Source organism: Mycolicibacter sinensis, from assembly GCF_001673565.1.
GTDB lineage: Bacteria > Actinomycetota > Actinomycetes > Mycobacteriales > Mycobacteriaceae > Mycobacterium > Mycobacterium sinense_C.
Map to the genome: position 1 here is coordinate 1 of NZ_LZMF01000123.1, position 25,134 is coordinate 25,134.

Sequence of the window (25,134 nt, forward strand, 5' to 3'; positions counted from 1 at the left end):
TCGCCGTGCCGGATCACCGTGACCCCGTCGCACTGGCCCCACTGCTGGGAGAACTTCTCGAACAGCGCGTCGGCGTCGGCGGCACTGGCCAGTGCGATCACGGCCTCGCCCACCCCGGTCAGCGACGAGTCGCCGGCGGCCGAAGTGCTGTCCCAGAACTCGTGGGCGACGTCTTGGACGCCGGCCGCGCCGTAGACACTTTTCTGGCCGCCCACCGCGGCGCCGACGCAGTCCTCCGGTTCGGCTTCATCCCAGGCGTCGGGCAGCTCGTCGACGCCGCCGAACCGCGGCGGCAGGGAGGGGTCGCTGCGGAAGGGCTGACCGACCAGCTTCGACAGCTCGGCGTCGTCGAGTAACACCTGCCGGACCGCCATTCCGGTGACCGGTGTCGGCGCCAATCCCGGTGCGGGCCTGACCGTTCCGGACACCACCGTGGTGCAACCGCCGGCCAGCAGCACGACCGCCGCCGCGCCGGCTGCGATTGCGCCTGCCCGGGCGGCCACTACTTCTTGGCCTTCTCCCCGGCAGCACCGCCGCTATCGGTGGACAGTGCCGCGACGAACGCCTCCTGCGGCACGTCGACGCGGCCGATGGTCTTCATCCGCTTCTTGCCTTCCTTCTGCTTCTCGAGCAGCTTGCGCTTCCGGCTGATGTCACCGCCGTAGCACTTGGACAGCACGTCCTTGCGGATGGCCCGAATATTTTCGCGGGCAATAATTTTCGACCCGATCGCGGCCTGTACCGGCACCTCGAACTGCTGGCGCGGGATCAGCTCCTTGAGTTTGGTGGTCATCTTGTTGCCGTAGGCCGAGGCCGAATCCTTGTGCACGATCGCACTGAAGGCGTCGACGGCCTCGCCCTGCAGCAGGATGTCGACCTTGACCAGGTCGGCCTCCTGCTCGCCGGCCTCCTCGTAGTCCAGGCTGGCGTAGCCGCGGGTGCGCGATTTCAGCGAGTCGAAGAAGTCGAAGATGATCTCGCCCAGCGGCATCGTGTAGCGCAGCTCGACGCGTTCGGGCGAGAGGTAGTCCATGCCGCCCAGCTCGCCGCGCCGGGACTGGCACAGTTCCATGATGGTTCCGACGAACTCGCTCGGGGCGATGATGGTGGTCTTGACGACGGGCTCGAAGACGTTGCGGATCTTGCCTTCCGGCCAGTCCGAGGGGTTGGTGACGATGATTTCGGTGTTGTCCTCGCGGATCACGCGGTAGACGACGTTGGGCGAGGTGGAGATCAGGTCCAGGTTGAATTCGCGCTCGAGGCGTTCCCGGGTGATCTCCATGTGCAGCAGGCCCAGGAAGCCGCAGCGGAATCCGAAGCCCAGTGCCACCGAGGTTTCCGGCTCGTAGGTCAGGGCGGCGTCGTTGAGCTGCAGCTTGTCCAGGGCGTCGCGCAGGTTCGGGTAGTCCGAGCCGTCCACCGGGTAGAGCCCGGAGTAGACCATCGGCTTGGGTTCGCGGTAGCCGGTGAGCGCCTCGGTGGCGCCGTGTCGGGAGGTGGTGACGGTGTCGCCGACCTTGGATTGACGCACATCCTTCACGCCGGTGATCAGGTAGCCGACCTCGCCGACGCCGAGCCCTTTGGTGGCTTTGGGTTCCGGGGAGACGATGCCGACTTCCAGCAGCTCGTGGGTGGCGCCGGTGGACATCATCGCGATCTTCTCGCGCGGGGTGATCTTGCCGTCGACGACACGGACGTAGGTGACCACGCCGCGGTAGATGTCGTAGACGGAGTCGAAGATCATCGCCCGGGTGGGCGCGTCGGCATCGCCGGTGGGCGGCGGCACCTGCTTGACGACTTCGTCGAGCAGCTCGGCCACGCCTTCGCCGGTCTTGCCGGACACCTTCAGCACATCCTCGGGTTCGCAGCCGATGATGTGGGCCAGTTCGGCGGCGTAGCGCTCCGGATCGGCGGCGGGCAGGTCGATCTTGTTGAGCACCGGGATGATGGTCAGATCGCGATCCAGCGCCAAATACAGGTTGGCCAGGGTCTGGGCTTCGATGCCCTGGGCGGCGTCGACCAGCAGGATGGCGCCCTCACAGGCCTCCAGCGCGCGGGACACCTCGTAGGTGAAGTCGACGTGGCCGGGGGTGTCGATCAGGTGCAGGACGTACTGCTCGTCGTTGGCCGTCCACGGCAGCCGCACATTCTGGGCCTTGATGGTGATGCCGCGTTCGCGCTCGATGTCCATCCGGTCCAGGTACTGGGCCCGCATCGACCGGTCGTCGACGACGCCGGTGAGCTGCAGCATCCGGTCGGCCAGCGTGGATTTGCCGTGGTCGATGTGGGCGATGATGCAGAAGTTCCGTATCTGCGCCGGCGCGGTGAAGGTCTGGTCGGCGAAACTGCTGATGGGAATCTCCTGGTGAGCGGGTGGTGCGGCGGTGCTGCCTACTGTCTACTCAGGGTAGCGAGGCAGCGGCTGCAAAACGAAACCCCCGGAGGCGCCGGGGGCCTCCGGGGGTTTGCGTACTTACGGCGATCTAGACCTCGATCGCGCCCATGCCGAAGTAGCCCAGGAGGTCGTTGAACCCGAGCTCGAAGTAGTCACCGGCCTGAGCCCAGCCGTCGCCGGATGCGACGGCAGCGGTGGCGATGGCCTCCGCGGCATTCCCACCGAACAGCGCACCGCTGTCCCAGTCGAGGTTGTCGCCGTCGTTCATCAGCGCCCACAAGGCGGTGTTGCTGCCGTTGTTGAACTCCATCAGCGCGCCGTTGAGCAGGCTGAAGGAACCCGAGTCGCTTGACGACATCTCGTCTGCCCAGTTCGGGCCGTAGAGCAGCGCGGCGAATGCCTTCTGCTCCAGCAAATCGTCGTGCGAGATGGTCGCGAACGGGTAGGTTTCGGTGGGCGCGACGATGTCGGCCGCCGGGACACCAGTGAGGGTAGCCCCGGTGTTGAAGAGCCAGTTCATCGACGCGTGCTGGCTGTCGACGATGCTGCTCCAGTCAAAGGGGTCGGTGTCCTCGGGCGCGGCGGCCGCCAGCGGCGCGAATGCGAATGCCGCTCCCGCGGCGAAGCTGCCGATGATGCCGATCTTGCGAATGTTCATGGTTTCTATGCCTTTCAGATGTCCCACCGGCGAGCGGGTGGCCCCACCGGATGCTCCCCCAGCACCGTCCGCTGCAAAGCTCCCCAAAGCTAACAGATACCTGTGATCAAGCGCAAGCGAACATTCACTTCACCATCGAGAATGAGATGGTTTGGCGAAGTTTTCCCAGGTGATTGCGGTCCAGAGCAGCATTCCGTCGGTTCTTAGGGGGCCTAAGCCAGCGCGTCACAAACCCTGCGTTGCGTGGCGCCTTCCCGGCCGGAGCACGAAAGGACAGTGCCAAGACGAATCCCCCGGAAGGGACCTCCCAGGGATTCGATTCTCAGCTGTGACTACGAGCCGAAGATACCGAAGTATCCCAACAGGTCACCCCAACCGAAGTTGAAGTAGTTCGCGGCCTCTTCCCATCCACTGGTGGCGTTGTTGGCAATGTCCATCGCGCTGCTCCCACCGAACAGGTCACCGCTATCCCAGTCGAGCACACCGCCGTTGTTCGCCAGCGCGAACAGCAGCGAGTTGATGCCGTCGTCGAATTGGACCATCGAGCCGTTGAACACGTTGTACGCACCGGGGTCGGAGGCGAGCCCGGCCGTTATCGGGTTCAACCCGTAGACCAGGAAATCGAAGGGGGTAGGAGTTACACCGTCACCCTGCACCGTCGCTACGTCCTCCGGCTTGATGAAGTCGAAGCCCTGCGTATTGGTATCGACGTCGCTGGAGGGGACCCCAGCGAGAAAGGTATCGGTCCCGAAGAGGAAGTTCATCGACCCGATCTCACTAGCCACGATGGGGTCCAGCGGGTCGGTTACGGCAGATGCCAAGGGCGCCAATGCGAATGCGGCGCCGGCCGCGAGGCCGCCGACCACGGCGATTTTGCGGATGCTCATAATCAATGCCTTTCAGATGTCTACTGCGACCGGAAACCTACCGCGGATTCCCCTCAGCGCTGCGGCTGAAATCCCAAGGGGCCATGCCGGTTTCACTAGTGCCGTTGCCGGCCGAACTCTGCGTCAAGATGCGTAACCCCATATACCTCTTGATAGCCGTGGCTGGACGGCGGAGGGCGACAGATCGGACGCAGGATGAATAACTAATCCCCTCCCCAAATCACTCCTCGGGGACCGACAACCAGCATCAAATCAACCCGGACGGTGGAAACCCCTCGTCACCACAACATCCCACCGTCCAGAAGCCCCCGTGTTAACGAATATTCTCGAACCGTACGCCGCTACGCTTCACGGGACAACACAAGTGGCACATCAGTTTTCGTACAGGTTCCTGTGCGCTTTGTTTACCCCCGCGTCAAGAAAATTCAGGCCTGGCCGGGCCGCCAACCGTCCGGCACACGGCTGTTCCAACCCTGATTCGCCTATGCTGCGATCATGGCTTCCCCGCGGAAGAGCCCCTGGCAGACGGTGCAGCGTTTCGCGGAAAACCTGGTGTTCAACGAAGCTCCACGGTTCATCCGCCAACTCGAGCAGGCTCCGCTGGTGCAACAGCGCATCCAGCGGGGCATCGAGCAGGGCATCAAGATCGGCCTCGAGGTGCTCAGCGGCGCGGCGTCGGAGCCGTCGCCGGCGATCCCGGCGGGCCGGCCGGTCACCAACAGCAGCGTTCCCAGCGCGCACCGCGCGCGGCGCCTGGTCTACGCGCCTGACCTCAACGGCCGGGCCGACCCGGGCGAAATCGTCTGGACCTGGGTGGCCTACGAGGATGACCCGGACCAAGGCAAGGACCGGCCGGTGCTGGTTGTCGGACGCGACCGCAGCATGTTGCTGGGGCTGATGTTGTCCAGCCAGCCGCGCCACGCCGACGACACCAACTGGCTGGGCATCGGCGCGGGCAGCTGGGATGAGGCCCACCGGCTCAGCTGGGTGCGGCTGGACCGGGTGCTCGACGTGCCTGAGGAGTCGATCCGGCGTGAGGGCGCCATCCTGGAACGCACGGTGTTCGAGGTCGTGGCCGCCCGGCTGCGCAGCGACTACTCCTGGAGCTGACCGGCCTGACGATCGCCGCTAGCCCTGGCTGATGTAGGAGCGCAGCTGCGCGTGCTCGGCCTGCAGCTCCTCCATCCGCGACTTCACCACGTCACCGATGCTGACGATCCCGGCCAGCCGGCCGTCTTCGAGCACCGGTATGTGCCGCGCCCGGTGCTCGGTCATCAGCATGCTGACTTCGTCGGCGGTGTCGGATTTGGTGCAGGTCGCCACCAACTGGGTCATGATCGCCGACACCGGCCGCGCCAGCATGCTCGCGCCGTGGACGTGCAATTGGCGGACCACATCCCGCTCGGAGGCCACCCCCTCCAGGCCGTTGGGTCCGATCACCACCATGGCGCCGATGTTGTGCTCGGCCAGACCCGCCAGCAACTCCATGACGGTGGCATCCGGATGGATGGTCACCACCGCCGCGCCCTTGTTCCGCAATACATCCGCGATCCGCATAAAAGCCTCCCGCCGCAGTGATCTGCTTCACACCAGGCTAGGCCATTTGCCGCGGATGCGGGGCGGTGATGTTGAAACTCCACCGCGGCGTGCGCATCTGTGGCATATGTGGCCTCATGACCATCGAGATCACCCTGCTGGGCACCGGAAGCCCGATCCCCGACCCGAACCGCGCCGGACCGTCGACCCTGATCCGGGCCGGAGGCCAGGCACTGCTGGTGGACTGCGGACGCGGGGTGCTGCAGCGGTTGGCCGCTGCCGGTGCGTCGGCCAACACGCTGTCGGCGTTGCTACTCACCCATCTGCACAGTGACCACATCGCCGACCTCGGCGACCTGCTGATCACCCGGTGGGTCACCACGTTCACCCCCGACCCCGCGCCGTTGCCGATCATCGGCCCGCCGGGAACAGCGGAGGTGGTGGAGGCCACGCTGCACGCCTTCGGACACGACATCGGCTACCGGATCGCCCACCACGACGACCTGACGGGCCCGCCCCCGGTCGAGGTGCACGAACACACCACCGGCCCGGTGTGGGATCGCGACGGGGTGCAGATCACCGTGGCGCCCACCGATCATCGGCCGGTGGCGCCCACGATCGGATTCCGGATCGAATACGCCGACGAATCCGGGACCGCCTCGGTGGTGCTGGCCGGCGACACCGTGCCTTGTGACAGCCTCGATGAGCTGGCCGCCGGAGCCGGCGCGCTGGTCCACACCGTGATCCGCAAGGACCTCATCGACGCGCTCCCCCAGCAGCGGATCCGCGACATCTGCGACTACCACTCGTCGGTGGCCGAAGCCGCCGCGACCGCCCGGCGCGCCGGAGTCGGCACACTGGTGCTGACCCATTACGTGCCTGCCATCGCGCCCGGGCAGGAGGAGCAGTGGCGGAAGCTGGCGGCCGCGGAGTTCGACGGGCCGATCGAGCTCGGCGACGACCTGCACCGGGTCGACGTGCACCCGGGAGGCTGAGCGCAGAGCGCCGTGGTTGAGCCAAGTTGGGGAGTTGACCGGGCAGCTGGTAATCTGAACAGCCGTTGCCCCCACGTCGGGAGGCGAACCCAACGCAAGCTTTTAAGAAGGAACTACTTCGTGGCCAACATCAAGTCGCAGGTGAAGCGCAACCGGACCAACGAGCGCGCCCGGCTGCGCAACCAGTCGGTGAAGTCGGCGGTGCGCACCGCGATCCGCGCCTTCCGTGAGGCCGCCGAGGCCGGCGACAAGGACAAGGCCGGCGAACTGCTGGTGTCGACCAGCCGCAAGCTGGACAAGGCCGCGAGCAAGGGCGTGATCCACAAGAACCAGGCCGCCAACAAGAAGTCGGCGCTGGCGCAAACGCTCAACAAGCTCTGATCCACCCGGGAGCAGTCGCCCGCAAGCGGGAGATGCCCCCAGCCAAGGCCCCCATTCCGGTTGGAATTTGGGGGCTTTTGCGTCTGCTCGGGACCAGTTAGCGCGCGGCCAGCTCGGCGACTTTGCGGACCGCGGCTTCCAGTGCGTAGTCGGCGTCGGCGGCAGCGCCCTTGACGTCGGCGTTGAGGCCGGCCACCAGCCGCACCGCGACAGCCACCGAGTCGCGCGACCAATAGCGGGACTGTTTCTGCGCCTTCTGCACCCGCCACGGCGGCATGCCCAATTCGCCGGCCAGCCGGTAGGGGTCACCGGACTTGGGGCCGACCCTGGCGATGGTGTGGATCGCCTCGGCCAGCGCGTCGGCCAGCACCACGTGCGGTTCACCACGGATCATCGCCCAGCGCAGCGCCTCGGTGGCGCCCTCGACATCGCCGACGACGGCCCGATCGGCGACGTCGAAGCCTTTCACCTCGGCTTTTCCGCTGTGGTAGCGGCGCACCGCGAGGGCGTCGACCTGGCCGCCGGTATCGGCGACGAGCTGCGAGCAGGCCGAGGCCAGCTCACGGATATCGGAGCCCACCGCATCCAGCAGCGCCGTGACGCAGGCGTCGTCGACCCGGACCTTGAGCCGGCGAAACTCGGAGCGAATGAAGTCGGCGCGTTCGGCGGCCTTGGTGATCTTGGCGCACGGGTGCACCTGGGCGCCGAGTTCCCGCAGCTGGCCGGCCAGCGCCTTGGCTCGCCCGGCGCCGGAGTGCACCACCACCAGCACGGTGCCCGCCGGCACATCGGCGGCCGTCGACCCGATCAGGGTCACGGCATCTTTGCCGGCCTCGCCGGCGGCGTCGAGCACCACCACCCGTTCGTCGGCGAACAACGACGGGCTCAGCAGCTCGGCAAGCTCACCCGCCTCGACTTCGCCGGCCCGCAACCGGTCCACCGGGACGTCGGTGCTGCCGGCCTGGGCCCGTACCGCCGCCAGTACCTGCGCGACCGCCCGCTCGACCAGCAGTTCCTCATCACCGAGGAGCAGATGCAGCGGCGAAACCGGTTGGCTCACCCGCCAATCGTGTCACGCAGTCCCGACGCCCGCCCAGCCGGTCAACACCTCCGAGACCGACCAGGCCAGTAGGCCCAGCGCCAGGGCGGCCAGCACCCACCGGCCACCTCGCCAACGCCAGCAGACCACGCCCAGCACCGCGGCGGCGCCCACACCGACCACCCCGGCCATCCCCGCGGGCACCGGCACGGTGGCGGCAGGAACCCCGCCGGCCCAGTGCGCGACGTGGCAGACCCACCACAGTTCGGGCCCGGTGAAGCGGATCAACAGCTCGGCGGCCGCCGGCCACCACCCGCACAGCACCGCCGCCGCGCTGCCCAGCACGGTGATCGGCGCGACCAGCACCGCCACCGCGAGGTTGGCGAGCGGGCTGACCAGGCTGAGCCGCCCGGAGATCCCGGCGATCAGCGGCGCGGTGACCAAGTTGGCGGCCCACGCCACGGCGACCGCAACTGCCACCGGTTTCGGCCAGCCGCGAGCCACCAGCCGCGCCGACCAGACCGGTGCGATCAGCACCAGCGCCGCGGTGGCGACCACCGACAGCGCGAAGCCGACATCGACGGCCAGATGCGGGGCCAGCGCCAGCAGCACCAACACGCTGGCGGCCAGGCTCGGAATCGCCTGGCGCCGGCGCGCTGAGAGCACCCCCAGCAAAGCGATCGCCCCCATCACCGCCGCCCGCAACACACTGGCCGTCGGCTGCACGACGATCACGAACGCCACCAAGGCGAAACCGGCCAATACCGCCGCCGCGCGCGGCCCGACCAGACGCGCCGAAAACAACATCGCGCCGCAGACGATGGTCACATTGGCACCCGAGACCGCCATCAGGTGCGTCAGGCCTGCGGCCCGAAACTCGCGCCCGGTCGCCGCAGTGATCCCCGAGGTGTCGCCGAGGACCAGCGCGGGCAGCATCCGGGCCTGCTCGCCGGGCAGCACCCGCCCGGCGGCCGCCGCAAACCGGGCACGCACCTGATGGGCTGATCGCGCGATGAGTCCGGGCCGGCCCCGGGTGGGTTCGCCCGCGGCGGTCAGCGTCGCGACCGTCAGGTCACGCCGGGCCGGGCGGGCGACTTTGGCGGGGAACGCCATCGACTGGCCGACCATCACCTCGTCGAATTCCATGCCTGAGGCGAAAACCATTACGCGGCCGGAGGATCCGGCGCCGTCAAGTTGCTGCAGCGTGGCCCGGAACATCACCCGGCGGGCACCGGCGGCCATCGGGCTCTCACTCGGGGTGACCGTCACCGCCGCGGTGCGGCCGAACGCCGCGGTGATCGGATGATGGACGACCGAGTCGGTGCGCAGCGCAACGGCGCAGCCGAACCCGGCCCCCACGGTTGCCGCCGCTGCCAGTGCCGCACCGGCCAGCCGCCACCCGGGCCGCCGCGTCTCCGTGCCGTACCAGCACGCTGCCCCGCACAATGCACCGAGCAGGGCGCACAGCAGCGCCAGCGCGGCGCCGATCTGCCACTGGATGCCCGCAGCGGTGACCAGCCAGCCGGTGAGCGCCGCCGGCACCAGCCGAACATCCAGCCGGGCCGCCGGCGCAGCCTCAGGCGGGGTCACGGTCAGACGCGGACCAGGGCACGCAGCTTCTCCAGGCGCGCCGGACCGATGCCGTCGACCTCGCCGAGCTGGTCCACCTGGGCGAATTTGCCGTGGCTTTCGCGCCACGCGACGATGGCGGCGGCAGTCACCGGGCCGACCCCGGGCAGCGCGTCGAGCTGCTCGACGGTCGCGGTGTTGAGGTTGACCGGTTCACCGGATTTGGACTCCGGTTTAGCCGGCGCGGTGCTGGTCCGCGGCGCCTCCGGTGCCCGCGAGGGGGCGCCGACCGAGCTGCCGAGCACCGGCGGACCCGACGGCGGCGCCAGCCCGACCACGATCTGTTCGCCGTCGACCAGGGGCCGCGCCAGGTTCAGCCCGATGGTGTCGGCGCCATCGAGGGCCCCGCCGGCGGCGGTGAGCGCGTCGGCGATCCGCGAGCCGGGCGCCAGCGTCGCCAGCCCCGGCTTGTGCACCAACCCGACCACGCTGACCACCACCTGATCGGCGTCGGATGCCGCCGGCGCCGCAGCGGGTTCGTCGGCACGCGGGCTGGCGGTCGAAACCATCTCTACCGGAGGCAGTTTGGCGCTGCGCACCGGCGCAGGCTGGTCGCGGAGCACGGTGAACACGGTGATGAGCACCGCGACCGCGGCGATCACCGCCAGGGCGACCGTGCCGGCCCGTCCCGGGTCGGCCCGCACCTTGGCGAGCCAACCGGCGTCAGCCGTCCCGTCGGGTAGCCAGCGCGGCAGCAATGAGTTCGGGCCGGCCTCGTCATCGGGCTCGGCTGTGTCGTCGCTGCGGTCGGGTTCGGGCAGCAGGCCGAGGCGACGCTGCAGCCGCTCGCCGGGAAGTTCTGGTGCCATGCGCCGACGGTAGGCCGCGGTTCTGGCAGTGACACTCGCTCGCAACACGATTCGAGCCAGTTCTGTGGATCAATGCCCGGTTGGGGAGAACGCCGGTGGTCGCGGCCGACGATAGGCGGGCCGAACGACCGCGTCCCTAGAATCGACCGTCATCACCGATCACATCTACGTCGACGAGACCAAGCAACGCGACTACCTACTTGTCGCCACTCTGCATACCACCAGCGACCTCGCTGATTTGCGAGCGGTCGTCCGCGGACTGTTGCTGCCAGGTCAGCGTTACCTGCATATGAAGGATGAGAAGAACGGACGCAAACGAACCATCGCGGACACTCTCGTCGCCGCAGGAGTTCAAGCCACCGTCTACCGCGCCGCATCCCCCGCGCACCGCAACGACCGGGAACGTCGGGCCGCATGCCTGTGGTCACTTGTGCGCGATCATGCTGCCAGCAATGACACCCGCGTCATCTTTGACCAAGACGACAGCATGCTCAGTTGGGACAACCAACGGCTTATCGAGTACACGCGCGCGGCTGACTGTCGCCATACCCTCCACTATGAACACAAGCGCTCGCATGCCGACGCATTGCTGGCGGTCCCCGATGCCGTCGCATGGTGCTGGGCTAAGGGTGGGCGCTGGCGACAGCTGATCACGCCGGCCGTCTCGGCTGTTCGCGACGTATGAACCCGTGGAAAACGCGAAGCCCGAGCGCCGCGGTCGTCCGGCCGGGTCTCGGGCTCACTTCCAGAGGCTCAACGCCCCAGGCGACACCCATCCTAAACCACGTCAGGCGTATGACGACAAACCATCAACGCGCGGTTGTGCAGAAACCCAACTACGGGTTCACCCATTCCCCGATGTCACGGGAGATGCCCGAGGACGGTGAGTAGCGGACTTTCGTCGCGGTGACCCCCGCGGGCAGCGCGAACACGACGCAGCCGGTGCTCGAGGAGCCGGCGGCGAGCAGGAACCAGCCGTAGGCGAAGTCCTGGCACTCGGTCACGGTGGCGAAATCGGCCTGGTAGTTCTGGTCGTCGGAGCCGACCACCGAGACGTCGCTGTTGCTGTTGCCGACGACGGTCGTCGTTCCGGCGTTCTCGATACGCAGTTTGGTCGCGATGTAGGTCTTGCCGGCCTCGCCCCAGCCGTTGGGCACGGTGGCGGGGTCGATGACCTCCGTCAACGTCACCGCGATCTTCTGCCCGCCGATCCGCATCAGGTCCAGTGTCTGGCCGAGGTGGGCGGCCGGCCGGGCGGGCGGGGGCTGCTGCGCCGAAGCCGACGACGCGGGCCGCGCCTCCCCGGCCGGCTCCGCCGAACACGACACCGCACAAAAGAGCAGGACACATAGTGCGACGAGCGACCGTCTCATAAATTCATAGCCTACAAAAACGCATACCAGCGCCTGCGTTAACCGGTTCCGATCGGTTTCCAGGTCCGGGACCGCACCTTTGCCGCGCCGCGCGGCGGGTTCCGATTAGGGTGCATACCAACCGTGAGTTCACCCAACCAACCGGGAGGTCGACGTGAGACTGGCACTGACCGCCGAGGAGGCCGCATTCCGCGACGAGATGCGCACCTTCTTCACCACCGAGATCCCCGCGGATATCCGGGAGCGCGGCCGGCTGGGCCAGTCGATATTTCCCGACGACATCGTGGCCACGCAGAAGATCCTCAATGCGAACGGTCTCGCGGTGCCCAACTGGCCGGTCGAGTGGGGCGGCAAGGACTGGACGCTGACCCAGCACCAGATCTGGCTCGACGAAATGCAACTGGCGTCGGTGCCCGAGCCGCTGACCTTCAACGCCAAGATGGTGGGCCCGGTGATCGCCGAATTCGGTTCCCAGGCCATCAAGGAACGCTTCCTGCCGGCCACCGCCAACCTGGATATCTGGTGGTGCCAAGGGTTTTCCGAGCCGGACGCCGGCTCCGACCTGGCGTCGCTGCGCACCACCGCGATACGCGACGGCGACAGCTACATCGTCAACGGGCAGAAGACCTGGACCACACTCGGGCAGTACGCGGACTGGATTTTCTGCCTGGTGCGCACCGACCCGCAGGCCCCCAAAAAGCAGGCCGGCATCTCGTTCCTGCTGTTCGAGGTGAACACGCCGGGCGTCACCATGCGGCCGATCAAGCTGATCGACGGCGGCTACGAGGTCAACGAGGTCTTCTTCTCCGACGTGCGGGTGCCCGCCGATCAGCTGGTCGGCGAGGAGAACCACGGCTGGACCTACGCGAAGTTCCTGCTGGGCAACGAGCGCACCGGGATCGCCGGGGTAACCCGCACCAAGGTGCGGCTCGCCGAGGTCAAGGAGCGCGCCAAGGAGCTCGGCGCACTCGATGACCCGCTGTTCGCGGCACGGCTGGCCGAGGCCGAAAACGACTTGCTGGCACTGGAACTCACCCAGATGCGGGTGTCGAGTGACTCCGCCGACGGCAAGCCCAACCCGGCGTCGTCGGTGCTCAAGCTGCGCGGCAGCCAACTGCAGCAGGCCGTCACCGAACTGTTCGTCGAACTCGCCGGTCCCGACGTGCTGCCGTTCGAGGCGGGCGAGGGCATCGCCACTCCGGAGTGGGCGCAGCACGCCGCCCCGACCTACCTGAACTACCGCAAAACATCGATCTACGGCGGCAGCAACGAGGTGCAACGCACCATCATCGCGTCCACCATTCTGGGCCTGTAGGAGGTACGACGGTCATGGACTTTCAACTCAGCGACGAGCAGGTTCTGCTCCGCGACACCACCCGTTCGATGTTGTCGGGCTACGACACCGAGACCCGCAACACGGTCGTCGACGCCGACCCCGGCTACAACACTCAGGTGTGGAAACAGCTGGCCGACACCGGAATTCTCGGTCTCGGTTTCGAACCGGAGGAGTCCGGACCGCTAGAGATCATGGTGGTGCTCACCGAGATCGGCCGGCGGGTTGCCCCCGAGCCCGTCGTGCACGGAGCACTCGGGCCGGGTGCGCTGATCGCCGAACACGGCGATGCCGAGCAGCGCAAACTGCTCGACGCCGTCGCCGAGGGCGAGCAGATCCTGGCGTTCGCCCACACCGAGCCGAGTATGCGCGGTGGGAACGCCAAAGTGACCACTGCGGCTGCGCAGCATGGTGATTCGTGGCGCCTCAGTGGACGCAAGAACCCGGTGTTGACCGGCGACCGCGCCGACACCCTGGTGGTCAGCGCCGCCCTGCCCGATGGGGGAACCGGACTATTTCTGGTCGACGGAGACGCCGACGGCCTGACCCGGTCGCCCTACCGAACCTTTGACGGCCGGCGCGGCGCCCAGATCGACTTGGACAACACCCCGGGTGCTCCGCTCGGTGAGGCCGCTGACGCCACCGGTGCCATCGAGCACGCGCTCATCCGCATCTCCTCGGCGCTGTGCGCCGAGGCGGTCGGGGCGATGGAAGAGGCACTACGGCTGACCACCGACTACCTCAAGACCCGCAAGCAGTTCGGCGTCACGCTCAACACCTTCCAGACCCTGACTCAGCGCGCCGCCGACATGTACGTCTCGCTGGAGTTGGCCCGCAGCATGAGCATGTACGCGGCCATGTCGATCGCCGACGGCAACCTCGACCCGGTGATCGCGGCACGCGCCAAGCTGCAGATCGGCCGCTCCGGGCGGCACATCGCTCAGGAGGCCATCCAGCTGCACGGCGGGATCGGGATGACCTGGGAGTATCCGGTCGGTCACCTCGCGGCCCGGCTCACCGCGATCGAGCACACCCTGGGCTCTGCGCAGGATCAGGTGCACGTGCTGATGGACAACCTGGACCGCTACGGCCTGGCCAAGCTGTAGCCGCTTTAGAAGAAGAAGCCGAGCTGAGCCGGCACCGCGCTGGCGAACGCCGCATCGAGCCGCTGCGCGAGCCCGCCCTGACAACGCAACCGGTTCGCCGCGGCCAGCGCCGACACCCGGTGAGTTCCCAGGTAAAGGCTGCCTAGCACGTCGAGATCCAGTTCGGCGTCCGCGGGTGCGTCGCAGCGGGTGCACTGCGCCCGGCCGTCGCGGATTTCCAGCGCGAATCGGCCACCGTCGCCGCGGAACCGGTCGGACACCTCCAGGACCACACTCAGGTCTGCGGCGTAGTCGCGGGCCGCCAATGCGGTCGGGATGTCCATCAACCGCAGCCAGCCCTCGTCGGTGCGTGCGGTGGTGCGGGCCAACCGGGTGTCGGTCAACAGATAGGGCAGCGGATCGTCCGGGTAGGTGCCGATGACGACGGTCTGCATCAGATCCATGCCCAGCAGCGCCCGCCACAACGCGGCGTGCGCCTCCGGCGTGACGGCCCGCAGCTCCGCCACCCGCACCGTCTTGGGCTTCGCCCCGTGCACCCGGTACAGGGCGTAACCGTCCGGGTGCAGCAGCGCCATCCAAGCGGTGCCGCCGTCGCGGTCGCCTTCCCGGTCGGCGAGCAGGTCGTCCCAGAGCGGGATCGGGCGTACCAACCCACCGGGGGTGCGCTCGCGGCAACGGTCGTAGATCGCGGCGAACTCGTCGCGGTGGTCACCGGCCCGGACCAGCCGGACCCCGCCGGGGTCGGGTGCGTCGGGGTGGAACACCGCGAACCGCCGGTCGATGGTCAGCTCCTGGTCGACGGTGGCCGGGCCGTAACCGAATCGCCCGTAGATGCCGCCTTCGCTGGCGGTCAGCGCCGCCACCGGATATCCGGAATCGGCGATGCGCCGGTGCAATTCGACGTACATGGCGCGCAGCACGCCGCGCCGGCGGTGGGTGGGCGCAACGACCACGCCGCTGATGCCTGCGGCCGGCAGCACCGCCCCGCCGGGAACCGTGAGCCGCAGGTCGAGGTAGAACGCCACGCCGATCACCTCGCCGCCTTCGCAGGCCACCACCGCGCCGCCGGGCGGGACCAGGGTCCGAATGGCCTCGACCTGGTCCGGGTGGGTGAACGACCCGAAGCCGGCGGCCTCCAACAGCGAGATCGCCGCCCAGTCGTCGTCCTGCGCGGTCCGCACGGTCACATCGGTCACGGACTTCGACGGTGCCACAACCGGCGGCGCGCCGCATCCCAATAAGGTGTGGAGCCATGAGCACACCGCTGCGCGTCATCCAATGGACCACCGGCAACATCGGACAGCGCTCGCTGCACGCCATCATCGGCCGTCCCGACATGGAGTTGGTCGGCGTCTACGCCCACGGCAAGAACAAGGTCGGAGTGGACGCTGCCGAGTTGGCCGGCTGGCCGGAACCGACCGGGATCACCGCCACCGACGACATCGACGCCTTGATCGCGCTGAAGCCCGACGCCTGTTGCTACAACCCGCTGTGGCCGAGCATCGACGAATTGGTCCGGCTGCTGGAAGCCGGCATCAACGTGTGCTCCACGGCCGCCTGGATCACCGGCGGCAAGCAGACCCCGGAAGACCGCACCCGCATCGAGGATGCCTGCCGGGCCGGGAACTCGACGATGTTCGGCAGTGGTGCGCACCCCGGGCTGACCAACATGGTCGGCATGGTGCTGTCGGGGGCGTGTGAGCGGGTCGACGAGATCCGGATCACCGAATCGGTGGACTGCTCGACGTACGAGTCCGCGGCCACCATGGCGGCGATGGGCTTCGGCCAGGACCCCGAGACCCCGGGGCTAGCCGAGAGTGTCCGCCGCGAATGCGAGGTGTTCGCCGAGTCCGCGGCGATGATGGCCGACGCGATCGGCGCGCAGCTGGACAGGATGACTTTCGACGTGCAGTTCACCGCCGCGACCGGTGACAGCGATCTGGGCTTCATGAAGATCCCCGCCGGAACCGTGGGCAGTGTCTTCGGCTACCACCGCGGTTGGGTCGGTGAGCGCAACGTGGTCAGCGTGGGATTCAACTGGATCATGGGCAGCCACGTCACGCCGCCCAAGCCGGTGGCGCACGGCCACGTGATCCAGGTGTTCGGAGTGCCGAACATGCGCACCGTCATCAACTGCCTGCCGCCCAAGGACTGGAGCGAGCCGAACTTCAACGGATTGGGTTCGATCTACACCGCCATGCCGGTGACCAATGCGGTGCCCGCGGTGGTCGCGGCCGCGCCGGGCATCGTCACCCTGGCCGACCTGCCGCCGATCACCGGCCGCGCCGCGAGCTGATCAAACCGGGCGGTTGGTGGTGATCGCCCCCGACGCGGCATCGATGGTGACGTCGTGTTCGACCAGCTCGGTGTCCCACACGTCGGCGTCCCACACCACGGTGCCGTTCATGTCGAGCAGGCTCAACTCGGTCACCGAGCCGTCGGGCACCGCGCTCAGCACCTTCTTCACCGCGGCCCGGTAGTCCAGGTGGGCGCCGTCCAGATTGGCGCGTCGTTTGGCCTTGTCGGCGTCGCTGTCCTCGGTGACGGTCGGGCCGACCAGCACCGACTCACCGTCGGATTCGATCTTGAGCTGCCGTTCGGCGCCGTCGGGGGTGACCACCCGCGCCTTCCAGCTGCCGGAATCGTTGGTTTCGCTCTCGATGAAGATCAGCACGCTGGCCGGCACCTGCGAAACGGCCAGGTCCCCCGCGCGCAGCAGGGTGTGCGGATCAGGCGGCGCATCCGGGCGCGACCAGGACGCCCCGGGCGTGGTCGACTCCGACGATTTCGCGCCTGACCTGCCGTTGCCGCTGCAACCGGCCAGCGCCAGCGCTACCACGATGACCACTGCGCCGACTCGGACGCCATTCACCAGACCGTGCATCAGCGGCCATGCTACTGAAAGGCCGGCGACACTGCCGACCTACCGGGGACTTCTGCAGTCGGCACACCCAGCGTGCGCACCCGTTGCGATCGTTAGCCAAGCGAAGGTTTATGCTGCCCGAGGACGATATTCGTGGCAGCCTTCGACGATTCCGGCGAGGCCGGAACACACCCTGTCCGCTGCCGGCGTTCGACCGCACTATCGACCAGCGGAAGGCGGTGATATGAGGAAGATTCCGATCGCCGCAATAGTCAAAAGGCATTGGATTCCGCTGGTCTTCATCGTGGTCGTCTTCATATCCGCCGTGATCGTCACCCGGCTGCACAAGGTGTTCGCCTCCCAGGACCTCAACCCCCACGCCGGCGCCGGCATCGAGATCGTGCAGTTCAACCCCAAGTACGTCGCCTACGAGGCATTCGGTCCTCCGGGCACCACCGCCGACATCAACTACTGGGACGCCGAGGCCAACGTCCATCAACTCAACAATGTGCCGCTGCCCTGGTCCTACACCGTCGTCACCGTGCTTCCCGCAGTGCAGGCCAACATGATCGTGCAGGGCAACACCGGTGAGATCGGCTGCCGGATCAAGATCGACGACCGGCTGCTCGACGAACGACGCGCCACCGGGCTGAACGCCCAGACCTTCTGCCTGGTGAAGTCCGGATGATCAAACGGATCCGAGCGCGGCTCGACGAGCACCAGGACCCGCACGTCAAACGGCCGTTCTTCGCACACATGCTGCGCATCTTCGCGGTGCCGATCATCATCGTCTGGATCGTGTTCACCGTCCTGGTCAATATCCTTGTGCCCCAGCTGGAAGTGATCTCCGAGGAACACTCGGCCCCGCTGGCGCCGATGGACGCGCCGTCGATGGTCGCCAGTCAGCTGGTCGGCGAGAACTTCCAGGAATACAAATCCAACAGCACCGTGATGATGGTGGTGGTCGGCGAGGACGAACTCGGCGAGGACGCCCACCGCTACTACGACGAAATCGTCAAGAAGTTGGTCGCCGACAAGGACCACGTCGAGCACGCGCAGGACTTCTGGCGTGACCGGTTGACCGCGGCCGGTGTGCAGAGCTCCGACGCCAAAGCGGCCTACATCATGCTCAACCTGGTCGGCAACCAGGGCATGACCGAAGCCAACGACTCGGTGCAAGCGGTCCGCAAGCACATCGACGACACTCCCGCCCCACCCGGCGTGCAGGCCTATGTCGCCGGTCCGGCAGCGCTGACCGCGGATCTGCGCGAGATCGGCGACGCCAGCCTGGTGAAGATCACCCTGTTCACCATCGCCGCGATCGCAATCATGCTGCTGATCGTCTTCCGGTCCATCTCGGCGATGCTGACGCAGCTGTTCCTGACGCTGCTGGAACTGATCTGCGCGCGCGGCGTCGTCGCGGTGCTCGGGTTCAACAACGTGATGGGTCTGACGACGTTCGCGGTCAACATCATGGTGATGCTGGCGATCGCCGCCGGTACCGATTACGGCATCTTCCTGATCGGCCGCTACCGCGAGGCCCGGCTGGCCGGCGAAGAGCGGGTCGACGCCTACTACACCACCGTGCGCAGCGTCACCCCCGTCGTGCTGGGGTCGGGCCTAACCATCGCGGGGGCGTCGGCGGTGTTGTACTTCACCCGGCTGCCCTACTTCCACACCATGGGCATCCCGGTCTCGGTGGGCATGATCGTCGTGGTCGCCGCCGCACTCACCCTGGGACCGGCGTTGCTGGTGGTGGTCACCAGCTTCGGGCTGCTGGAGCCCAAACCAGCCAAGCCGGGTGGGTTCTGGCGCCGCGCCGGGGTCTCGGTCGTGCGCTGGCCGGGTCCGATCGCGGTGGCCAGCCTGGCGGTCATCATGGTCGGACTGGTCGCCCTGCCGGGGTTCAAACCCGGATACGACGACCGGAAGTACCTGCCGAAGGAAACCCCGGTCAACGTCAGTTATGCCGCCGCCGAGAAGCACTTCTCGGCCGCCCGGATGGCCCCCGACATCACCATGGTGACCTCCGACCACGACATGCGGAACCCGGCCGACATGCTGGTGCTGGACCGGGTCGCCAAGAACATCATGCGGGTGCACGGCATCGCCATGATCCAGGACATCACCCGGCCGTTGGGAATCCCGTTGCAGCACAGCTCGGTTCCCTTCCAGCTCAGTGCGTCCAATCAGTTGATGATCCAGAACATGAAGACGCTCAAGGACCGGATCAAAGACATCGACACGATCTCCCAGCAGCTCGACAAGGACATCGAGTTGCTGATCCAGATGTACGGCTACCTGCAGGAGGTCGACCGGACCTTCGATGACACCGCCGAGGTCACCGAGCGCACCGTGGAGGTCTCCGACCGGATCCGCGACCATCTGGCCGACTTCGACGACCAGTTCCGGCCGCTGCGCAGCTACTTCTACTGGGAGCCGCACTGCTTCGACATCCCGATGTGCTGGGCGCTGCGGAGCACCTTCGACACCACCGACGGTGTCGACCAGCTCACCGAGCAATTGCACCACCTGTCAGCCGACATCACCAAGACGGCCCGCTTGCTGCCACAGGCGGTGGAGTTGCTGCCCGCCGTCGTCGACACCATGAGGATCATGCGCGGCCTGGTGCTGACCGTGCATTCCACCTTCTCGGCGTTCGTCAACCAGATGGAGGATCTGAGCAACACCCAGATCATGATGGGGCAGAGTTTCGACGACTCGAAGAACGACGACTTCTTCTACCTACCCGCGGAAGCATTCGATAACAAGGACTTCCAGACGGGGCTGCGCCTGTTCATGTCGCCGGACGGCAAGTCGGCGCGCTTCTTCGTCACCCACCAGACCTACCCGGCCACCGCGGAGGGCATTGCCCGCGTGGAGCCGGAGCGCATCGCCGCGCAGGAGGCACTCAAGCAGTCCTCGCTGTCGGACGCCAAGGTCTACGTCGGCGGGATGGCCGCCCTCTACGAAGACATGAGCAACGGCGCCAAGTACGACCTGATGATCGCGGTGGTCGCGTCGCTGACCCTGATCTTCTTGATCATGATGATGATCACCCGCAGCATGGTGGCCGCGCTGGTGATCCTGGGTACCGCTTCCAGTTCGATCGCGGCGTCCTTCGGCATCTCGGTGCTGATCTGGCAACACATCTTCGGCCAGCACATCTACTGGGTGACCCTGGTTTTGGCGGTGATCGTGCTACTGGCGGTGGGTTCGGACTACAACCTGCTGCTGGTCTCGCGGTTCGAAGAGGAGATCCACGCCGGGCTGAAGACCGGCTATATCCGGGCGATGGCCGGCAGCGGTGGCGTGGTGACCTCGGCGGGCATGGTGTTCGCCGCGACCATGGGCATCATGTTCTTCAGCGATCTCAAGGCGATCGGCATGTACGGCACAACCGTGGCCATCGGGTTGCTGCTGGACACCTTCGTGGTCCGGGCGTTCTTCATGCCGTCGATCGCGACGATGCTGGGCAAGTGGTTCTGGTGGCCTCAGGTGGTCCGCCCGTGGGGCCCCAACAAGAACATCCGTGGGATCGCGGCCCACACGCCCCACACCGATCCGGCCGCAGACACCGACAGGTTCGCCACGCAGTAGACGGCGGGTCAGACGCCGGCCGGAGCCTCTCCCGGATTCAGGTCCACGCACACCGCGACCGCGCCGGCCCCGACATGCAGGGCCAACGTCGGTCCCAGGTCGGTGATGATGGCCGGCTCGCAGGACGGCAACCGCTCCGCCAGCGCACCGGCCACCTCTTGTGCCCCGTGCGGATTGGCGACATGTTGCACGGCCAGCCCGGCGGGACGATCACCGACCGCATCGCAGACCCGATCGATCATCGATGCGACGGCCTTGTTGACGGTGCGGATCCGCTGGGCCAGTACGAGTTTCCCATCGTCCACCGCCAACAGCGGCTTGAGCGACAGTGCGGTTCCCAGCCAGGCCGCCGCACTGCCGATCCGGCCGCTGCGCCGCAGATTGTCCAGCCGCTGTACCACCAGGTAGGCGCGGCTGCGCTGCACGGCTGCCTCGGCGGCGGCCGCCACCCCGTCCAGATCGGCGCCGCCGGCGGCAGCGCGGGCGGCGGCGAGCGCCACGAATCCGGTGCCCATCGCCGCAGACCTCGAGTCGATAACCCGGACACCGGGGCCGATTTCGGCGGCGACGTGCTCGGCGGTGCCGAACGTGCCGGACAGTGCCGAGGAGATGTGGATCGCCACCACGCCGGCGCCGCCGCTGTCGGCCAACCCGTTCCGATAGGCCTCGGTCAGCTCCTCGGGGTTGCTTCCGGCCGTGCTTACGCCGTCCCGGGCGTAGATCTCCTCGGGCACATCATCGATGCCGTCGCGCAGGTCGGCGCCGTCGAGCAGAATGTGCAGCGGCACCACGCGGATGTCCCACCGATCACGCAGTTCCGTGGGTAGGCACGCCGACGAGTCGGTGACCACGACGACGGAGGGGCCGGTCATTCCGCCTGTCCGGGCACGCCGGCCTCGGCCAGCGCTTTGAGCATCAGTTCGGCGACACCCCGGTGCGCTTCGAAGTTCCAGTGGATGCCGTCCGGGTTGGCCCGCCCGCTCATGACCTCGTCGGCCACGCCCAACTTCAGATCGACCAGCCCGACGTCGTGCCGCTGCGCCCATTGCGTGATCGCCCGCACCGTCGGCTCTCGCCCATGGTGGGCGCGGCCATAGGTATCGGCGATGTGAACCGACGGCAGGCAGGCCACGATCGGGATCCCCGGCCGGTTGAAATCGATTGCACCACGGGTCATTTCAAGGTAATCGGCGGTCAGCCGCGGCGGCAGTGCCGCCCGGGCCAGCGGCGAGAGCCGGGGCTGCAGCCAACCGTAACCGTCGCGCACCCAGCGTCGCAGCCAGGGCGGCCGCACATACCGGATCAACTCGCGCAGCGCGGTCGGCCACACCGAGGGCAGCGAATCCATCCCGCTGGTGGCGATGATGACGGCCCCGGCCCGGGGCAGGGCGGCCCAGGCGCGCGGATCCTGGGTGGCCGCCCACCAAACGTCCCGACTGGTCCAGCCGATCCGTCCGATCAACTCGACATCCCAGCCCAGCTGCGCCCCAACGATGTTCGGCCAGATCCGCGGGTCGTCGGCCGGCAGCCCGCCGGTGGGCCCGTAGTACGACAGCGAATCGGCGAAGATCAACAGCGTCGGACGGGATGGCGAGGACATCGTCGGTTCAGAGGACATCGCCGGCTACCTGTGCTGACGCGTTCCAGACATCCAGGCGCCATCGGACGTCGGCCGGATCGGTCACTCCGGCCTCCGAGTACCCGCTGAGCTGGGTCCAGCTGGCGTTGGCCATTCCACCCAGCACCGGCCAGTTCTCGACCGGAAGACGCAGCAACGCCGCGGTCAGGGCGGCGATCAGGCCACCGTGGGCCACCAGCACCACCGGCCGGTCAGCGTCACCGCTCCCCCAGTCCGGCTCGCCGGCCACCAACTCGGCGACCAGCGGTTCACTGCGCGCGGCCACATCCACTCTGCTCTCGCCGCCGTGCGGAGCCCATCGGGCGTCGTCACGCCAGGCCAGCCGGGCACCCGGCGCCACGGCGTCAACCTCCTCATGGGTCAGGCCCTGCCAGTCGCCCAGGTGTGTTTCGCGCAGGCGGGTATCCACCCGGACCTGCAACCCGTTGTGCTCGGCCAGCACCGTGGCGGTGTCGTAGGCGCGCCACAGATCCGACGACACGATCAGCAGCGGATGGCGCTTGCGCAGCACCTCGGCGGCCGCCTCCGCTTGCGCGCGACCCAGATCGCTCAGGACGGTGTCCAATTGACCCTGCATCCTGCTGCCGGCATTGAACTCGGTCTGGCCGTGCCGCAACAGGATCAGTCGGCGGACCCTCACGTCGCATCCCCCGGCGCCGACTCGGCGGCCGAGCCCGCTAAGTCCACCGGTACCAGTGGGCAGTCCTTCCACAGCCGGTCCAGCGCGTAGAAGTCCCGCTCGTCCTGGTGCTGGATGTGCACCACGATGTCGACGTAGTCCAGCAGCGTCCAGCGCCCCTCCCGGGTGCCTTCGCGGCGCGCCGGCTTGTACCCGGCCAGCCGCATCTTCTCCTCCACCTCGTCGACGATGGCGTTGACCTGACGTTCGTTGGACGCCGAGGCGATCACGAAGCAGTCGGTGATGACCAAGTGGGCGGATACGTCGATGACGACGACGTCGGTGGCGAGCTTGGACGCGGCGGCCACCGCGGCCACCGTCGCCATATCGATCGCTTCGCTGGTCGCCGTCATGCGTTATTCCCGGCGGCCAGGCTGGTGGATCGGCCGACGGCCTTGCTGGCGTCCGGATCACTGCGGTAGAGCCGGCGCTTGGACACGTACTGCACGACGCCGTCGGGCATCAGGTACCACAGCGGCCGGCGCTGCTCGGCGCGTTGGCGGCAATCGGTCGACGAGATTGCCAACGCCGGGATCTCCACCAAGGTCAACGCGCTCTCCTCCAGTTCGCCCAGCACACCGGTGATGTGGTCATGCCGCAGCTCGAATCCGGGCCGGCTGACCCCGACGAAACGCGCCAAGTCGAACAGCTCCTCCCACCCCTGCCAGGACAATATCGACGCCAACGCGTCGGCGCCGGTGATGAAATAGAGCTCGGATTGCGGGTTCAGCGCGTGCAGGTCCCGCAACGTGTCGCGGGTGTAGGTGGGACCGGTGCGGTCGATGTCCACCCGGCTCACCGAAAAGCGCGGATTGGACGCCGTGGCGATCACCGTCATCAGGTACCGGTCCTCGGCCGCCGAGACGTGCCGTTCCTTTTGCCAGGGCTGACCGCTGGGTACGAACACGACCTCGTCCAGCGCGAACTTGTGGGCTACCTCGCTGGCTGCGACCAGGTGGCCGTAGTGGATGGGATCAAACGTCCCGCCCATCACCCCCAGCCTGCGCAGCCCGTCATGCATGGTTCGCCAGCTTACTGGACCAGCGGAAACGGCTGTCGCCAGACGGCCGCGGACAGCTCAGCGCGATTGCCGAGGCAAAGCGATCCACGATCGTGTAGAAGAGGGCTGTGGAGAATTCGCCGTCGTCATCGGTTGATCGAGCGCAGGCCGCCAAGGACGCCATGTTGCGGCGTTTCTATACGCGCGCGCGGATCAGTGGCCAGGTCGTACTGCCGGCCGTCCCGAGCATGCTCGACGAATACGTGTCGATGTGCGACACGGTGTTCGCCGGCCTGGGCAAGCGTTTCAACGACGCCGAACTCGCCCATCTGCGCGAGGTGTTGGAGGGCCAACTAACCGCCGCCTACACGGCATCGCCGCGCTCGAACATCGTCATCTCCTACGAGGCCCCGATCGGTCTCACCCTGAACTACACGGTCCGCGCCGAATGGACCTCGATCGCCGAGGCGTACGAGCGCTGGCTGGCGACGCGGGAGCCGCCGCTGTTCGGCACCGAGCCCGATGCCCGGGTCTGGCAACTCGCTTCCGAAGCCGATGATCCTGCCGCGCATCGCGTGCTCGAGATCGGCGCCGGCACCGGGCGCAATGCCCTGGCGCTGGCACGACGCGGGCATCCGGTCGACGTCGTGGAGATGACCCCGAAGTTCGCCGAGATACTCACGCATGAGGCGAACCGGGAATTGTTGGACGTGCGCGTCATCGTGCGTGACGTATTCGTCGACGCCGACGACCTGCGCGACGACTACCAGCTGATCGTGCTCTCGGAGGTGTTGACCGATTTCCGGTCGACGCAACAGGTGCGCAGCCTCTTCGAACTCGCCGCTCGCTGTCTGGCGCCCGGCGGCCGGCTGGTATTCAACGCGTTCCTGGCCGGTGCGGGCTACGAGCCCGACGATGCCGCCCGCGAATTCTGCCAGCAGGTGTACTCGAGCCTGTTCACTCGCGATGAAATCTCAGCCGCGGCAGCCGGCTTGCCGCTGGGGCTGGTTGCCGACGACTCCGTCTACGAGTACGAGAAGGCTCATTTGCCCGATGGCGCCTGGCCGCCCACCAGCTGGTACGTCGACTGGGTAAGCGGGCTGGATGCGTTCCGCACGTCGAGGGAGAACAGCCCGATCGAGTTGCGCTGGCTGGTTTTCGAGCGCACCCACTGAGCGATCGGCGAGGTAGCCGCGCTGGTGAGCGGCACTT

At 67.4% G+C, this 25,134-nt stretch carries 26 protein-coding genes; 10 read left to right on the forward strand and 16 right to left on the reverse strand.

What is annotated here, in order from left to right:
* From A5648_RS16830 to A5648_RS16845, 4 genes are all read right to left on the reverse strand, one after another.
* On the reverse strand, window positions 1-503 hold a 503-nt coding region (locus A5648_RS16830; protein WP_131810589.1), incomplete at its 3' end, for a sensor domain-containing protein.
* Window positions 503-2,359 (reverse strand): translation elongation factor 4, encoded by a 1,857-nt coding sequence (gene lepA / locus A5648_RS16835; protein ID WP_082966548.1) that lies wholly within the window; start codon window positions 2,357-2,359, stop codon window positions 503-505. The genes A5648_RS16830 and lepA, both read right to left, overlap by 1 nt.
* A 124-nt stretch (window positions 2,360-2,483) precedes the next feature.
* On the reverse strand, window positions 2,484-3,053 hold the full coding sequence (locus A5648_RS16840; RefSeq protein ID WP_065025644.1) for a hypothetical protein: 570 nt from the start codon (window positions 3,051-3,053) through the stop codon (window positions 2,484-2,486).
* Window positions 3,054-3,385: 332 nt separating this feature from the next.
* Window positions 3,386-3,940: a hypothetical protein gene (locus A5648_RS16845; protein WP_065025645.1), complete on the reverse strand. Its 555-nt coding sequence runs from the start codon at window positions 3,938-3,940 to the stop codon at window positions 3,386-3,388.
* Between the two features lie 495 nt (window positions 3,941-4,435).
* On the opposite strand from A5648_RS16845, the gene A5648_RS16850 reads away from it, so the two are divergent.
* Complete coding sequence (locus A5648_RS16850) at window positions 4,436-5,050, forward strand: type II toxin-antitoxin system PemK/MazF family toxin (protein ID WP_065025646.1); 615 nt, start codon at window positions 4,436-4,438, stop codon at window positions 5,048-5,050.
* Between the two features lie 18 nt (window positions 5,051-5,068).
* Here A5648_RS16850 and A5648_RS16855 read toward each other — a convergent pair whose 3' ends face one another.
* Window positions 5,069-5,497, reverse strand: a complete 429-nt coding sequence (locus tag A5648_RS16855; protein ID WP_065025647.1) for a CBS domain-containing protein — start codon at window positions 5,495-5,497, stop codon at window positions 5,069-5,071.
* 116 nt (window positions 5,498-5,613) lie between these two features.
* Between A5648_RS16855 and A5648_RS16860 the strand changes: the two genes are divergently transcribed.
* Together A5648_RS16860 and rpsT are read left to right on the forward strand one after the other, a co-directional pair.
* Window positions 5,614-6,471, forward strand: a complete 858-nt coding sequence (locus A5648_RS16860; protein WP_109470828.1) for a ribonuclease Z — start codon at window positions 5,614-5,616, stop codon at window positions 6,469-6,471.
* A 120-nt stretch (window positions 6,472-6,591) separates the two neighbouring features.
* The gene (rpsT, locus tag A5648_RS16865) at window positions 6,592-6,852 is read left to right on the forward strand and encodes a 30S ribosomal protein S20 (RefSeq protein WP_065025649.1); all 261 of its coding nucleotides are present in this window, start codon (window positions 6,592-6,594) and stop codon (window positions 6,850-6,852) included.
* A 97-nt stretch (window positions 6,853-6,949) separates the two neighbouring features.
* Here rpsT and holA read toward each other — a convergent pair whose 3' ends face one another.
* Genes holA through A5648_RS16880 form a run of 3 tightly spaced genes read right to left on the reverse strand, consistent with a single transcriptional unit; the run spans window position 6,950 to window position 10,329 of the window.
* A complete protein-coding gene (holA, locus tag A5648_RS16870) occupies window positions 6,950-7,912 on the reverse strand; it encodes a DNA polymerase III subunit delta (protein WP_065025650.1) in 963 nt (320 codons plus the stop codon).
* A 12-nt stretch (window positions 7,913-7,924) separates the two neighbouring features.
* Window positions 7,925-9,481: a ComEC/Rec2 family competence protein gene (locus A5648_RS16875; RefSeq protein ID WP_234787454.1), complete on the reverse strand. Its 1,557-nt coding sequence runs from the start codon at window positions 9,479-9,481 to the stop codon at window positions 7,925-7,927.
* Between the two features lie 2 nt (window positions 9,482-9,483).
* Entirely contained in the window at window positions 9,484-10,329 is an 846-nt protein-coding gene (locus tag A5648_RS16880) for a ComEA family DNA-binding protein (protein WP_065025651.1), read from the reverse strand.
* 289 nt (window positions 10,330-10,618) lie between these two features.
* Between A5648_RS16880 and A5648_RS16885 the strand changes: the two genes are divergently transcribed.
* A complete protein-coding gene (locus A5648_RS16885) occupies window positions 10,619-11,014 on the forward strand; it encodes a hypothetical protein (RefSeq protein WP_234787455.1) in 396 nt (131 codons plus the stop codon).
* A gap of 151 nt (window positions 11,015-11,165) precedes the next feature.
* Here the strand turns inward: A5648_RS16885 and A5648_RS16890 are convergent, their stop codons facing one another.
* Window positions 11,166-11,702: a DUF4352 domain-containing protein gene (locus A5648_RS16890; RefSeq protein ID WP_065025653.1), complete on the reverse strand. Its 537-nt coding sequence runs from the start codon at window positions 11,700-11,702 to the stop codon at window positions 11,166-11,168.
* 154 nt (window positions 11,703-11,856) lie between these two features.
* On the opposite strand from A5648_RS16890, the gene A5648_RS16895 reads away from it, so the two are divergent.
* The gene (locus tag A5648_RS16895) at window positions 11,857-13,017 is read left to right on the forward strand and encodes an acyl-CoA dehydrogenase family protein (RefSeq protein WP_065025654.1); all 1,161 of its coding nucleotides are present in this window, start codon (window positions 11,857-11,859) and stop codon (window positions 13,015-13,017) included.
* A 14-nt stretch (window positions 13,018-13,031) separates the two neighbouring features.
* Entirely contained in the window at window positions 13,032-14,141 is a 1,110-nt protein-coding gene (locus tag A5648_RS16900; RefSeq protein WP_065025655.1) for an acyl-CoA dehydrogenase family protein, read from the forward strand.
* 5 nt (window positions 14,142-14,146) lie between these two features.
* Here the strand turns inward: A5648_RS16900 and A5648_RS16905 are convergent, their stop codons facing one another.
* Window positions 14,147-15,337, reverse strand: coding sequence for an enhanced intracellular survival protein Eis (locus tag A5648_RS16905; RefSeq protein ID WP_082966549.1), 1,191 nt, complete (start codon window positions 15,335-15,337; stop codon window positions 14,147-14,149).
* 56 nt (window positions 15,338-15,393) lie between these two features.
* Here A5648_RS16905 and A5648_RS16910 point away from each other — a divergent pair, with 56 nt between their 5' ends.
* Entirely contained in the window at window positions 15,394-16,437 is a 1,044-nt protein-coding gene (locus A5648_RS16910; protein ID WP_065025657.1) for an NAD(P)H-dependent amine dehydrogenase family protein, read from the forward strand.
* Here the strand turns inward: A5648_RS16910 and A5648_RS16915 are convergent, their stop codons facing one another.
* Window positions 16,438-17,025, reverse strand: coding sequence for a PepSY domain-containing protein (locus A5648_RS16915; RefSeq protein WP_065025658.1), 588 nt, complete (start codon window positions 17,023-17,025; stop codon window positions 16,438-16,440).
* Between the two features lie 223 nt (window positions 17,026-17,248).
* On the opposite strand from A5648_RS16915, the gene A5648_RS16920 reads away from it, so the two are divergent.
* Together A5648_RS16920 and A5648_RS16925 are read left to right on the forward strand one after the other, a co-directional pair.
* Window positions 17,249-17,692 (forward strand): MmpS family transport accessory protein, encoded by a 444-nt coding sequence (locus A5648_RS16920; protein WP_065025659.1) that lies wholly within the window; start codon window positions 17,249-17,251, stop codon window positions 17,690-17,692.
* The gene (locus A5648_RS16925) at window positions 17,689-20,604 is read left to right on the forward strand and encodes an RND family transporter (RefSeq protein ID WP_065025660.1); all 2,916 of its coding nucleotides are present in this window, start codon (window positions 17,689-17,691) and stop codon (window positions 20,602-20,604) included. The genes A5648_RS16920 and A5648_RS16925 overlap by 4 nt, the downstream gene beginning before the upstream one ends.
* 8 nt (window positions 20,605-20,612) lie before the next feature.
* Here the strand turns inward: A5648_RS16925 and A5648_RS16930 are convergent, their stop codons facing one another.
* Genes A5648_RS16930 through nadD form a run of 5 tightly spaced genes read right to left on the reverse strand, consistent with a single transcriptional unit; the run spans window position 20,613 to window position 23,943 of the window.
* The gene (locus A5648_RS16930) at window positions 20,613-21,476 is read right to left on the reverse strand and encodes a DegV family protein (protein ID WP_065025661.1); all 864 of its coding nucleotides are present in this window, start codon (window positions 21,474-21,476) and stop codon (window positions 20,613-20,615) included.
* Window positions 21,473-22,222: a diglucosylglycerate octanoyltransferase gene (octT, locus tag A5648_RS16935; protein ID WP_065025662.1), complete on the reverse strand. Its 750-nt coding sequence runs from the start codon at window positions 22,220-22,222 to the stop codon at window positions 21,473-21,475. Before octT ends, A5648_RS16930 begins: the two co-directional genes overlap by 4 nt.
* Entirely contained in the window at window positions 22,212-22,883 is a 672-nt protein-coding gene (gpgP, locus tag A5648_RS16940) for a glucosyl-3-phosphoglycerate phosphatase (protein WP_065025663.1), read from the reverse strand. The genes octT and gpgP overlap by 11 nt, the downstream gene beginning before the upstream one ends.
* On the reverse strand, window positions 22,880-23,275 hold the full coding sequence (rsfS, locus tag A5648_RS16945) for a ribosome silencing factor (protein WP_065025664.1): 396 nt from the start codon (window positions 23,273-23,275) through the stop codon (window positions 22,880-22,882). Before rsfS ends, gpgP begins: the two co-directional genes overlap by 4 nt.
* Window positions 23,272-23,943 (reverse strand): nicotinate-nucleotide adenylyltransferase, encoded by a 672-nt coding sequence (gene nadD / locus A5648_RS16950; protein WP_082966550.1) that lies wholly within the window; start codon window positions 23,941-23,943, stop codon window positions 23,272-23,274. The genes rsfS and nadD overlap by 4 nt, the downstream gene beginning before the upstream one ends.
* Window positions 23,944-24,104: 161 nt before the next feature.
* Between nadD and A5648_RS16955 the strand changes: the two genes are divergently transcribed.
* Window positions 24,105-25,097 carry a class I SAM-dependent methyltransferase gene (locus A5648_RS16955; RefSeq protein ID WP_109470829.1) on the forward strand — a complete coding sequence of 331 codons (993 nt, stop codon included), beginning with the start codon at window positions 24,105-24,107 and terminating at the stop codon, window positions 25,095-25,097.
* Window positions 25,098-25,134 lie beyond the last annotated feature (37 nt).